Annotated in this window: 11 protein-coding genes; 2 read left to right on the top strand and 9 right to left on the bottom strand. The window is 49.4% G+C overall.

From position 1 onward, the window contains the following. Positions 1-123: 123 nt before the first annotated feature. The 7 genes from ACPV3A_RS25660 to ACPV3A_RS25630 form a co-directional block, all read right to left on the bottom strand. Positions 124-399 carry a GNAT family N-acetyltransferase gene (locus tag ACPV3A_RS25660; protein ID WP_426202039.1) on the bottom strand — a complete coding sequence of 92 codons (276 nt, stop codon included), beginning with the start codon at positions 397-399 and terminating at the stop codon, positions 124-126. Continuing rightward, on the bottom strand, positions 366-662 hold the full coding sequence (locus ACPV3A_RS25655) for a hypothetical protein (RefSeq protein ID WP_426202036.1): 297 nt from the start codon (positions 660-662) through the stop codon (positions 366-368). Before ACPV3A_RS25655 ends, ACPV3A_RS25660 begins: the two co-directional genes overlap by 34 nt. 189 nt (positions 663-851) lie before the next feature. Continuing rightward, positions 852-2,306 (bottom strand): sensor histidine kinase, encoded by a 1,455-nt coding sequence (locus ACPV3A_RS25650; RefSeq protein WP_426202034.1) that lies wholly within the window; start codon positions 2,304-2,306, stop codon positions 852-854. Then, entirely contained in the window at positions 2,303-3,001 is a 699-nt protein-coding gene (locus ACPV3A_RS25645) for a response regulator transcription factor (RefSeq protein WP_216531110.1), read from the bottom strand. Before ACPV3A_RS25645 ends, ACPV3A_RS25650 begins: the two co-directional genes overlap by 4 nt. 3 nt (positions 3,002-3,004) lie before the next feature. Then, a complete protein-coding gene (locus tag ACPV3A_RS25640) occupies positions 3,005-4,339 on the bottom strand; it encodes a hypothetical protein (protein WP_426202031.1) in 1,335 nt (444 codons plus the stop codon). A gap of 52 nt (positions 4,340-4,391) precedes the next feature. After that, positions 4,392-5,111 carry a phosphonate ABC transporter ATP-binding protein gene (locus ACPV3A_RS25635; RefSeq protein ID WP_100536497.1) on the bottom strand — a complete coding sequence of 240 codons (720 nt, stop codon included), beginning with the start codon at positions 5,109-5,111 and terminating at the stop codon, positions 4,392-4,394. Positions 5,112-5,194: 83 nt separating this feature from the next. Then, a complete protein-coding gene (locus ACPV3A_RS25630) occupies positions 5,195-6,376 on the bottom strand; it encodes an MFS transporter (protein WP_426202028.1) in 1,182 nt (393 codons plus the stop codon). A 129-nt stretch (positions 6,377-6,505) separates the two neighbouring features. Here ACPV3A_RS25630 and ACPV3A_RS25625 point away from each other — a divergent pair, with 129 nt between their 5' ends. After that, a complete protein-coding gene (locus ACPV3A_RS25625) occupies positions 6,506-7,423 on the top strand; it encodes an ArsR/SmtB family transcription factor (protein ID WP_426202026.1) in 918 nt (305 codons plus the stop codon). A 16-nt stretch (positions 7,424-7,439) separates the two neighbouring features. Next, a complete protein-coding gene (locus ACPV3A_RS25620) occupies positions 7,440-8,177 on the top strand; it encodes an HAD family hydrolase (RefSeq protein ID WP_194542082.1) in 738 nt (245 codons plus the stop codon). A 70-nt stretch (positions 8,178-8,247) separates the two neighbouring features. On the opposite strand, the gene ACPV3A_RS25615 is transcribed toward ACPV3A_RS25620, so the two are convergent. Continuing rightward, on the bottom strand, positions 8,248-10,539 hold the full coding sequence (locus tag ACPV3A_RS25615) for a DNA topoisomerase 3 (RefSeq protein ID WP_426202024.1): 2,292 nt from the start codon (positions 10,537-10,539) through the stop codon (positions 8,248-8,250). A gap of 116 nt (positions 10,540-10,655) precedes the next feature. Then, the gene (locus ACPV3A_RS25610; protein ID WP_426202021.1) at positions 10,656-12,143 is read right to left on the bottom strand and encodes a glutamate synthase subunit beta; all 1,488 of its coding nucleotides are present in this window, start codon (positions 12,141-12,143) and stop codon (positions 10,656-10,658) included. Between the last annotated feature and the right edge of the window lie 293 nt (positions 12,144-12,436).

Below are 12,436 nucleotides of genomic sequence, written 5' to 3'. Positions count from 1 at the left end.
GATAAATCCTACAGACTTTTATACAAAAAAGCGATCCGTGACGGATCGCTTTTTCTCATGTATCGAGCCCTGCTGACTGTGTCTTAAGCGCATGCGACATAGATTGGTAACACGGTAAAATTATTACATAAACCTCTTCTCATATAAATTCACGAAGCGACCACCCATATCCTGCTTAGCCACGAACAGAAATCCTTGACGCTGATAAAATTGATTCAGCGTTGGCAGATGGGATACGCAATCCAGTCTGAAACCCTGTTTACCCTTGGATAACAAATACGATTCCGCAAAAGAAATCATCTTTGTTCCCAGCTCCAGTCCCCGATAGGAAGCGCGTACGGTCAGCCGATGCAAATAACCATAGGCTAACCATAGGCCGGATCGTCCCGATCTCCCCAATAGGCTGGATCCCCATACTGTAACGTAAACATGCCGACGGCCATGTCTCTATGCCATAGGATGAACACTTCACGCTCCGCCAGGTACTGCTCCATCAAGTCCAAGGAAAAGAGCGATGGACTCCACTGCTTGCGCCCTTGCTGCTCCATTACCTCAGCCGCTTCCTTGAGAAGCGACAGCATCTCCCCTGCCTGTTCTGCTTCAGCAGCCTTTAATTCAAACAGACCTTGCTCCGTAGAAAACGTTGCTGCTGTGTATCCCACTTCCACACTCCCCCTCATAAAAAACCACAACGTAGAGCCTTTGCTTCGACGCTTATTCAAAATACTTTGCGGGAGCCCCAATACAATCCCCCACAAAGTCGAGTCTATACTTCAGAATCCTTACGCTTCGTGAAAAACTTATCAATTCTGTGATCTTAAGAAAAAGCTTTGCCGGAAACCCGGCAAAGCTTATACGGTCGGTCCGGCTACGTCGTCCTCACCGTTCTCTAATCCGCCGGCCATCGGTATTTTTCCTTCAGGCAGCGGCAGCTTGACGATCACGGATGTTCCATGCCCGAGCTCGCTTTCCATCTCCATCGTGCCTCCATGGAGCTCAATGAGCTGCTGCGTAATCGCCAGGCCCAGGCCCGTTCCTCCGTTAAGCGGATTAACCTGGAAGAACCGGTCCTTTACCCGCCGCAGATGTTCGTCCGATATGCCAATACCGTGATCTTCCACGGTTACGATAACAAACTTGTCTTCCATAGCGAAGGACAGGTTGATCACGCCGTTCTCATGCGAGAATTTAATTGCATTGTCTACAATATTCAGAAACACCTGCTTCAAGCGGTTGGCATCTCCATAGAGGATCGGTTTTTCGTCGGTCTCCAGTTTGATCTGGATGCCCTTCTTCTCGGCCTTTGTCCACAGATTGAGCATAATCTCCTGCAGAAGCTCACGTAAATTCACGATACCCTTCACAAGTTTCATCTCATTCTGCTGGAGCTTGGAGAAGTCGAGCAGCTCTTCAACCAGACCGATCAAACGATCGGTTTCCTTGGATATGATCTGCATCCCGATCTTCGTTTCTTCCGGATCATAGCCGCCGGAGTCTAGCGTTTCGCTCCAGCCCTTAATGCTAGTGAGCGGAGTCCGCAGCTCATGTGAAATGGATGAAATAAAATCATCCTTCACCTGGTTGCTTCGTACAATCTCCTGTGCCATGTAGTTCAGGGTTGACGATAGCTCGCCAAGCTCATATTTATAGTCGCCTTTGATTCTAACGTTAAACTTGCCTTTGGCCATCTGCGCCGATACCGTTGTAATGTTGTTAAGCGGCTTTACGATGGAGTTGGCCAGCCCAATGCTGAAAGCAAGCACGAGCGCTAGCACGGCCCCTCCGATGCTGACGGCAAACAGCGTAATTTTCATCAACTTGTCGTTAATGAACTCCAGCGAAGTCACGTAGCGAAGAATGTACGTTTTCTCAAACCCGTTCGAAACGGTTTGGGATACGGCCATTACGATCTGCCCCGTACCTTGCTGCTTGCCAATCCAGCGGCCCGTATTGCCTGCAAGCGCTTGTGTGACATCACTGGTCTTGATGGTCTGCTCGATTTCGAAGCCGGTTGATGTGGAGAGGACCTGACCAGCCGGATTCAAAATTTGAAGATCCGTTGTATACAATTCAAAATGACGAATCATCTCACTCAGCTGGTTGACGTTGTCCGTTGACGTCAATCGGAAGGGCTGATAAAAAGCGTTGGCGGTATTTATATGATTCACAATATGATTGTATACCGTATCGTAATAATACGATCGTAAAGCGATTAGAAATATAACCTCAATCAGCAGCAAGGCGATGAACACTACCAGGAAGTAGTGCAGCACGATTTGCCGCCGAATGCCTTTTTTGATGATCATTGTCCCTGACCCTTCCATTTATAGCCGTGTCCCCACACCGTCTGGAGGTATTCCGGCTCGGAAGGATTGCCTTCGATTTTTTGGCGCAGTCTCCGAATGTTCACGTCCACGATTTTGGGGTCACCCATATATTCTTTGCCCCATACGTGATCGAGCAGCACATCACGACTAAGCGGCGTGTTTTCTTTCTCCAGGAAAAACTGCACCAGTGAAAATTCAGTAGGCGTCAGTTCCACCGGCTGCCCGTTCTTCTTAAACTGCTTGGAGATCAGATCCAGTGTAAACGGACCTGATTGAAACGATACCTTGGCGGTACCCGCACGCTGGACATTGACCCTCCGCAGCAGAGATTGCAGTCTAGCGATTAACTCCGTTGGACTAAACGGTTTGCTTACGTGGTCATCGGCCCCGACGGAGAGAGCATACACTTTATCCTGCTCCTGAACTTTTGCCGTCAGAAAAATAATGCCGATCCGCTCATTCGTTTCCCGAATTCTGCGGCATACTTCAAATCCGTCAATCCCTGGCACCATGACATCGAGCAAGGCGATATCGATATCTGGCGTCGTTTGCAGCAAGCGGAGGGCTTCGTTGCCGTCCCCAGTCTCCAGGACTTCAAAGCCGTTTCGTTTCAAATTAATGACGATAAAACTGCGAATAGATTCTTCATCTTCTAATATGAGCACTTTACTCAAGGTCTAGTTCCCCTTTCTTTCGATAGGAGCCACATTATTGCTGCTTGGCTTTTTATCTTTTTTACTCAGTTTCAGATCGCCATGACTGCGATAAGCAATGACGCGGTTCTTCTCCTTCACCAAAATATCCCAATCGGATTCAGCTTTCCCCCACTGGGCCGTTGAAAAGAATTTAATCTCGGCAACGGACTCTCCCGTGTCGGTCATGACAAAGTTTAAATAAGCATTTTTGTTGGATTCCGGTGTGATGGTAATCTTATTGTACATGTCGGGCGGAAAGTCCAGATAGAAGCGATTGTTCATATCGTAGTACCGCTGGAGTACGAATTGAAGCCCTTCTTTTTCATTGCTCTCCCGTACTTCTCCGTCCCACTGGAAGTACGTGGTGAAGAACGGGATCTCATCCAGGATAAGCCGATCTTCCCAGCCGCTTGGTCTTGTAAGAACACCAAACTCTAGAATACCGTCATCATTCACATCTTCGCTCTCAACAGGCAGTTCCTTATAGGTAAGCAATTCATCCTGGAGGACGTCAATAAACTCGTTATCCTCCATAATGATGAGCTTGGAATAAGAGGAGTTGGATACAACCGATGCGTCCAAGATGATACCTTCTTTGTCCTTGGCCACTTTACCTGCTACAACATTGTAATAACTTTCGATATTCGGTCCCAGATCCAGCTTGTTCAGCTCGACAAAGGCGTTCTCGAACTTATCGTATTGATAGGTGCTGATATACGAGAGCTCTTTCTGCTGAAGATAGACAACCGTAATATCGTTGATCTTATCTCCGTTCATATCTCCGATATTAAAGTGTGTATATGGCAAAGCCGGTATTTTTTCGAGCGAGTCCCCGGAGAATGAATATACGGCCAGCAGGTTCTGAAGATCCTCTTCTCCGCGGGAGAAGCCGGCTACGATGTCGACCTTGCCGTCATTCGTAAAATCGACGAAATCAAAAGACTCCAATACCGTCCCTTCTCCATCGAAATCCAGCCGCTTCACCCATGTATCGCCTTGCTGCTGCATGATCATGCCATGGATTTTCACTTCATCGTCCGGCGTCTGATAGAAGACGACAGCTTCCATAATTCCGTCATTGTCCAGGTCATGAATACGGATGGAACTGCTGTCCACGTCACTTCGCGGCCGGATAATGGAACCAGCATCCAGCTTATTCTTCAGAAGCGCAGATTGGATGGCGCCATTCAGCGTCGCTTTATCCGTCGGCAAATCCGGTTTCTTCATTAATGAGACCGGGTCCTGAATAAACGTGCAGCCGCTTATGATTAATAGTAACAAGCCTGCCAAGAGGGCTTGCATCACTCTATATTTCAATAAGTATCAACTCATTTCTATTCATTCACCTGGCGTTTTTGGTGATCGATAATTACAGTCTTGACTTCTCGCCATGGGTTAAACGTCTTCCGGTCACATCCACGGCCAGCTCTCCGCCGGATAGACCCATGATCCGGGTGCAATACTTCTCGGCCAGCTCCAAGGGTATCACGGTAAATACGGTTAAACGTTCTTCCTCGCACAAGGTTTTAAGTGTCTTCAATACATGCTCGGCCGAAGCTGGATCAAGTCCCGTGACCGGCTCGTCCGCCAAAATCACCTTGGCACCATGCACAAGTGCGCGGGCAATAGCTATCCGCTGCTTCTCTCCGCCGCTTAACTCGCCGGCCTTGCGTTTGGCCTTGTCCAACAACCCAAGGTGCTCGATCGTATCCATAGCTCCCATATAATCATCAGATCGGACCATACCGGTTACCATTCGCCACAGCGGTGTCTGGCTGGATTGTCCGATCAATACATTCTTCAGTGCCGTTCGATTAACATTCAAGGACGGGTTCTGCTCAAGATAAGCCCATTCCCGGCGAATTCTCCGTTTTCCCGCAGGATTCATCATATCTTCGCCATCAATCGTTAATTTGCCGCCGTCCCATTTTTGCTGCATGGATAGACAGCTCATTAACAAGCTTTTCCCGCTTCCGCTAGCACCGATCAGACCGATCATTTCCCCGTGCTCCATCTGAAAAGTGATATCCTTTAACACCGGTGTGCGTTCAGGACCCATCGTTTTCTTCAGCCGATCCACTTTAATCATGTTATCGTCTCTCCCCGTCAAGTGCATATTCCTACTCTCTAGTTTAGAAGAAAGCGAAAGCAATTGCCATGAGAACAGATGTTCTATCCCTGTGTTGATGCAGTTTTGACTTTAAACCATAATCCCGTACACGCAAACAGAATATACAATCCTCCAAGCAGAACGAAGATCCCCCCGTTCCACCCTGTTTCCATGATGGCGCCCCCGGCATTCGGACCTGCTATGCTGCCCGCATTAAAATGGAAGGAAGCTACGACGTTGGCAGCCGGCAGCAGCACTCTGGGAAGGATATCCGCCGCATAAGCCAAACCAAGCGAGAAGAAGGAACCAACCAGTCCGCCGGCCAGCGTTAGCAATATTAAGGTTGCCCAGAAATTCGTTCCCGCCACGGGAATGAGCAAGAAACAGCATCCGCCCACAATACCGGCAATCGCCAGCACCCGTTTGCGGCCGAATTTATCACTCCAAATGCCGAGCGGAAGCTGCAACACCAGACCGCCGATGCCGACAAAAGGAAGCAATGCTGATATTTCGCCCAATGTAAATCCGCTTCTTAAACCGTAGACCGGGAAGTTGCTGTTAATTCCTGCTTCCATATAGCCGTAGAGAAACGCGGGAATCAATGCAAACCAGGCCAGGCGGTAGCTTTTGAGATATCGTCCAGCCGGCTGCTGCTCCCCGTTCTCGCTTTTTTCCGGCTTCAGATTCGGAAGTTTAGAGACTACGACCAGCAGAATGAACAAGAACAGCACCGCCAGAATTATAAACGGTACCGCTTCGCCGTACTTTAGCAGCGGAATGCCCAGCGGTCCTATACTGAATCCCAAACCGTAGGACATGCCGTAAAAGGATATGCTTCGCCCCCGGTTCTTCGTCGTAGACATCATCAGCACCCATAGCTGTGCCGCATAATGAAGTGCGCTGTCCCCAATACCCACAAGCACCCGCAGGACAAACCAGAAGGCCACGCTCGGAATCAGCGGAAAGGCGACCAGTGACAGCATCACCAGGACCAGTCCCGAAATGATCAGTTTTTTGAAACCGACCCAGCCGAGGAGTCTTTCCGCAACAAGCGTCATCGCAAATGAGCCTAAATACAAGGCCGCCGCGTTCAATCCGTTCATGGAGGATGAAATGCCCATCCGTTCCAAAAAAATAGCCAGCACCGGCAATAACAGTCCCTGGCTTAAACCAGCCGCAACCACGACGGCAATTAAAATGAAATAATGAGTTCTCCCCTGACGGGGGGTTACAGCTTCTGTCACTGAAATATAGTCCTCCTCTAATGTGAAAAAACGATGAATTTAAACAGTCAGATGAACATTATAGTGGACAAGCCCAATCCATACAAGCCATAATAATAACAATGCCATCAATTGGGAGGGTATCCGTTAATGAAATATAAAGTCAGTATCGATGTATCTATGGTCTACGAGCTGCTGGGCAGCTTCATGATATATGCAACAAGGAAATGGACCGATAACCTGGATATCGGAAAACAGCTGATAACGGAGATGGACGAGCGATTACCTCAACCTGTTCGTGTCCAGTTCAGTCGAGCCCGTTCATGGCCACTAGCGGATTATGATGTGTTATACGCCTTGATCATGCTTCGGGGAGAGCACATTGAAATCCCGGATTTTCTGAATTGGGTCGAATCTTCCGCCGTGGAAGAGCTGCATGACCTGCTGCTGCCGCACTTGCCGTCTCTCTCGCTGGATGAAACATCTAGAATTCGAGAAAACTACACACCGTTGATGAAGTTGTGGCATGAGCACTACTTCTCGGAAGTGGAGCCTGAACTGTACCAACTCCTGGAAGAAGATGCCGAAGAGAAGCGAATGCTCCTTCCGAAAATGGACGACGAAAATTTAATCGAATACGCTTCTAGCGGCGTTATACTCGACGACGTGCCCCAGGAGAACGTAGTCTTGTTCCCGGGCACGCATTTCCGGCCGATCAATACCTATTGCTTCTATGAGAACGTACTCCTGCTGCAGTATCCGATCGATGTCCCGGAAGAAGAGGAAGATGAGCCGCCCGTGGTTCTCCTCCGCATGACCGAGGCGCTTGCGGACCCGGAACGCCTGCGTCTCCTGCGATATATTGCCGATGAACCGAAAGCCGTGTCCGAAATGGCTTCCGAGTTGGGTCAGCCTTATGAGAAATTGATGCACCATCTGATGATTTTGAGGGCAGCCGGCTTGCTGCGCTCCCATCTGAAATCCGAGAATAACGAAAGATTCAGCCTGCGACCGGATGGGGCTGCCGAACTTCAGATGTTCCTGGAGTCATACATTCGACTTTCATAGTAAGAAGGAGTGAACCATGAGTAAAACATCGCAGCATATTATCTTCGACATGGATGACACATTAATACATTGCAACAAATATTTCGATCTGATTCTTGGCGATTACTTCGAGTGGATGACCGAATGGTTTCAACATGTTGGCTTGACTACCGAAGAAGTCCGAGCCAAGCAGATGGAGGTCGACGTAGCCGGCATAGATAAGCTGGGATTTGCAAGTGCGAACTTCCCGCAATCCCTTATCGATACGTATCATTATTTCGGCCGCATTCATGGAAGAGAAAGCTCGCCCAAGGAAGAAGAGCTTCTCTACGAATTAGGACTCAGTGTATATGAGCAGGAAATCGAAGCCTACCCCGGCATGGTTGAGACGCTCGAGAAGCTCCAGCAGGATGGCCATTGTCTCCATCTCTACACAGGAGGCGAGACCCGGATTCAGAAGCGGAAAATCGAACAGATGAAGCTGGCCGATTACTTCAAAGACCGAATCTACATTCGCCAGCATAAAAATATTGCGGCGTTGGAAGAAATCCTCACGATGGGGACATTCTCCCGCTCCGATACCTGGATGATCGGCAACTCACTTCGCACCGATGTCGTTCCGGCGCTGACGGCCGGCATCAACAGCATCTATATCAAACAGCAGCGCGAATGGCAATATAACCTGGTCGAGCTGAAGCAGGAGCCTCATAACGTGTTATATACCGTATCGGCGCTGACCGAAGTGCCCGAGGTCATTGAAGAGCATTTGGATTAATCAAAATAAACCGAACCGATCAAGGATGGCATCCCTGATGGGCTCGGTTTTTTTATTTAACTGTGCCGTTTCACGATTTCACGGCTTCACTCGAGTCCTCTGCCTGAACAGCAAGCTTTCCGTTCCCTTCAGCAGTTAGGACAATTCTGCCTTTAAACGTGCTGCCGTCCTCGTTTTTAAAGGATAATACCTGGGTCTTGCCTTGCAGCAGCAAGGATTTCAGCATCGCATGCGAAACCTGTTTACCGGCAAATTCCTTCCAGATGACATAGCTGCAGCCGATTTTGAAATTGGCACAACCATAGCCTTTGCGCCCTTCAATAATATGCCCTTCACATCCGGGTCTAGGGCATCGGCCTAATGAAGAACGTACGGACGACGTTTCGTTTGAAGTAGAGGCATTGGATCTCGGAGTCCGCTTAGCCGTTCGTTCTTCCTTGTCGCGTGGGGCTGCGGCAGCTTTTTCTGTGCTTCGCTTCCCTCTTCCTTTGGACTTGTCCTCATCTCCGCCGAAAAGCGACGAAGGCGCGGGACGCTGCGAGGATACCTTATTGATGATCGAAATGGTAAACTTCTGCACGTTTTGCATGAACACGTCGGCGGAAGCCTCGCCCTTGGATATTTGGTGAAGGCGCCGTTCCCATTGGCCCGTCATCTCAGGCGAAGCAAGTAATTCTACGCCTGCATGACGGATCAGCTCCACCGCCGTCCTTCCTTTTTGGGTAACCGTGATTCTTTTGCCCTGCATCGTAATATATCCGACCTTCTTCAAGCGTTCAATGGTCGCTGCACGGGTAGCCGGCGTTCCAAGCCCGCTGTCTTTCATCGCATCCCGAAGCGCTTCATCCTCGATGGATTTTCCGGCACTTTCCATCGCCTTCAGCAGCGTTCCTTCCGTATAACTCTTAGGCGGCTGCGTTGCCTTTTCTTTCACTTCGGATTTCTTGCAGTGCACCGGCTCATCCGGGGACAGATCAAAGGAACGGTCGTTCCATTCCTGGGTCTCCTCTTCCTCGTCCTCTTTTCCCTTCTTGGAAGACTTGGCTTTCTTTTGCTCTTTATCCTGGGCAATCAGCACCTTCCAGCCAAGCGACAGCAGTTCCTTAATCCCCGTCTTGAACGTTTCGCCCTCAACCTCGGTAAGCACCGTATGCTGCTTGTACATGGCCGGCGGGTAAAAATGCGAGAGAAACCGGATGATGACCAGATCGTAAATATGCTGTTCTTCCTTGCTGAGCGTGCCAGGACGCTTTAACGTCGGCAAGATGGCATGGTGATCCTCAACCCGCTGCGGATTGCATACCGCTTTATTATTTATGTGCACCCGGCTAGGATCCGCTCCTTCCGCCATCGATGCATAGGAGGTCGATTTCAACATGTGAAGTGCCTTGTGCATGCCTTCGATATTCTGTTCATTCACGTAATTGGAGTTGGTACGCGGATATGAAATGACCTTGTGACGCTCATACAACGCTTGCGCAAGATCCAGCGTTTTTTTGGCAGAGTATCCGTATTTGGCATTGGCTTCACGCTGAAGAAGGGTCAAATCATACAATTTAAACGGATATTCTTTCGTTTCTTTGACTTCATATTTGGTGATGAGCCCATTCTTCCCATTAACCTTGGCTGCAATCGTCTCTGCTTTCTCTTGCGAGGTCAGCCGCTCTCCCTGCCATGTTCCGGTATACTCCAGCTGCTCTTGCTTGAACACGGCCTTCACGTCGTAGAACGTTTGCGATTCAAAGGCTTCAATTTCCTTCTGCCGGTCATAGATCAGAGCCAGAACCGGCGTCTGGACCCGCCCAACCGACAGTAAAGTCTGATGACGGGTTGTAAAGGCACGCGAAGCATTCATACCGATCAACCAATCGGCTTCACTGCGTGCGCGCGCAGCTTGCGTTAAATTCTCGAATTCAACCCCATCCTTCAGCTCCGCAAAGCCACGGGCGATGCTTTCCGCCGTTAAATCCGAAATCCATAGTCTTTTTACAGGCTGTTTCAATTTTAGTTGTTGTTGGATAAGAGCGAAAATATATTGTCCTTCTCGTCCCGCATCACATGCGTTTACGATATGGCTGCAGCGCTTGGCGACCTCTCCAATGACCTTCAGCTGATCCTTGGTTTTCGGATTCGGGATGATTTTGAATTGCTCCGGAATGATGGGCAGGTCCCGTAAATTCCAGCGTTTGTACTTCGGATCATATGCATCCGGCTCCGCCAGCCCAACCAGATGTCCGATAGCCCAAGTTATGATGTATTGCTCACCTTCAAGATATGTACGGTTATTCTTGGCCCGCGGCTCGATGACCGCAGCGATGTTCCGTCCCATATCCGGCTTTTCGGCAATGACCAACGTTTTCAAATGACATTCTCCTCCCCGATGAGTAACCATGGCGCGGTGGCTAACTCCAAAAAGGACTTCGCTCTTGCGAAGTCCTTTTAACTACTATTAGTATGATAGCATATTTAGGAGAAGGATTAAACCAGTACGGTCGCACCCATCAAATATTTGTCTACCTCGCGCGCTACCTCGCGGCCTTCGTTGATGGCCCATACCACGAGGCTTTGTCCGCGACGCATGTCTCCGGCGGCAAATACTTTATCTACATTGGTAGTATATTTGCCATACGGTGCTTTCACATTGGAACGGCGATCCGTTTCAAGTCCAAGCTGCTCGACCAACGTATGCTCCGGTCCGTCAAAACCGATGGCAATGAACGCCATTTGAGCAGGAAATACTTTCTCCGTGCCCGGAATCGGTTGATACACTTTACGGCCGGTTTCGTCTACAATACGCTCGATTTGAACGGTATGAAGCTCCTTCAGATTGCCCTCTTCATCCCCGACAAATTTCGTGGTCATAATGGAGAATTCGCGTGGATCGCTGCCAAACAGCGCTTTGGCTTCCTCGTGTGCATAATCGAGCGTGTACACGTTCGGGAACTGCGGCCAAGGGTTCGCAATCGGATCACGCTGCAGCGGAGCCTGTTTATGCGTGCCGAACTGGGTAATACTGCTGCAGCCGTGACGAAGCGCTGTTGCGACGCAGTCAGAGCCGGTGTCGCCGCCGCCGATGACAATAACGTCCTTGTCTTTTGCCGACAAGTAGTTGCCGTCCTCGAGACCCGAATCCAGCAGGCTCTTGATGGTTCCGTTCAGATAGTCCATCGCATAATGAATGCCCTTGAGGTCACTTCCCTCAATATTGAATTCACGCGGTTTTGTTGCACCGCCGCACAGTACGACGGCATCGTAGTCTTCCATCAGCTGCTTGGCGGGAATGTCTTTGCCGATCTCGGTGTTGACAACGAATTTGACGCCTTCAGCTGCGAGCAGATCTACACGGCGCTGAACAACACCCTTGTCCAGCTTCATGGATGGAATCCCGTAAGTTAACAATCCGCCGATACGGTCGGCACGTTCATAGACGGTTACGGAATGACCTGCTTTGTTCAGTTGAGCAGCCGCAGCCAGCCCTGCCGGACCAGAACCGACAACGGCTACGCGGCGTCCCGTACGCTTCGCCGGCGGCTCGGGAACGACCCAGCCTTCTTCAAAGCCCTTGTCGATGATCGCTTGCTCGATGGATTTAATCGTGACCGGCTCCCCAATTAAACCGACGGTGCAGGAACCCTCACAAGGAGCAGGGCATACGCGTCCGGTAAACTCAGGGAAGTTGTTTGTTTTGTGGAGACGCTCCAAGGCTTCTCTCCACAAGCCCCGGTATACAAGATTGTTCCATTCCGGAATCAGATTATGAATCGGGCAGCCCGAAGTGCCGCCGAGCATATCGATTCCTGTATGGCAGTATGGCGTACCGCAGTCCATGCAGCGTGCTCCCTGGGTCTGGAGCTCTTCTTCTTCTAAATGTTTATGAAACTCTTCCCAGTCTTTAACTCGTTCGGCCGGGCTCCGATCTGCCGGAAGCTGGCGCTGATATTCCATAAATCCTGTTGGTGTAGACATACTGCTTTACCCCCATCCGTTCTATCCATGCTGGTTACCATGTACAATTTATCATATCATAAATCATCCGATATCGACCTTCAGATGACCCAAGAAACAGGTTTCAGTCTGATTTATTTTTTCTATTTATGCTAAAAAATTTTTTATCAGAGCATGAAACCCCATGATTAGCGGCTATTTAAGCAGCGATTTGTATAAACATTAAAAATATAGTAGCATTTCGCTTTTCCCCTGTTAAATGGACTATATGCATGATCATTTGTATTATCCTACTAACAAAACGTTGTCAACAT

Source organism: Paenibacillus sp. Dod16, from assembly GCF_049893405.1.
Taxonomy (GTDB): domain Bacteria; phylum Bacillota; class Bacilli; order Paenibacillales; family Paenibacillaceae; genus Paenibacillus_AQ.
Note: the sequence above shows the minus strand (reverse complement) of the source record. Positions and strands in the feature narration are given on the sequence as shown.

What these genes read in the sequence shown, in the direction of transcription:
- ACPV3A_RS25650 (WP_426202034.1), bottom strand. Translation starts at nt 2,306, where the DNA reads ATGATCATCAAAAAAGGCATTCGGCGGCAAATCGTGCTGCACTACTTC.
- ACPV3A_RS25635 (WP_100536497.1), bottom strand. Translation starts at nt 5,111, where the DNA reads ATGATTAAAGTGGATCGGCTGAAGAAAACGATGGGTCCTGAACGCACA.
- ACPV3A_RS25625 (WP_426202026.1), top strand. Translation starts at nt 6,506, where the DNA reads ATGAAATATAAAGTCAGTATCGATGTATCTATGGTCTACGAGCTGCTG.
- ACPV3A_RS25610 (WP_426202021.1), bottom strand. Translation starts at nt 12,143, where the DNA reads ATGTCTACACCAACAGGATTTATGGAATATCAGCGCCAGCTTCCGGCA.
- ACPV3A_RS25620 (WP_194542082.1), top strand. Translation starts at nt 7,440, where the DNA reads ATGAGTAAAACATCGCAGCATATTATCTTCGACATGGATGACACATTA.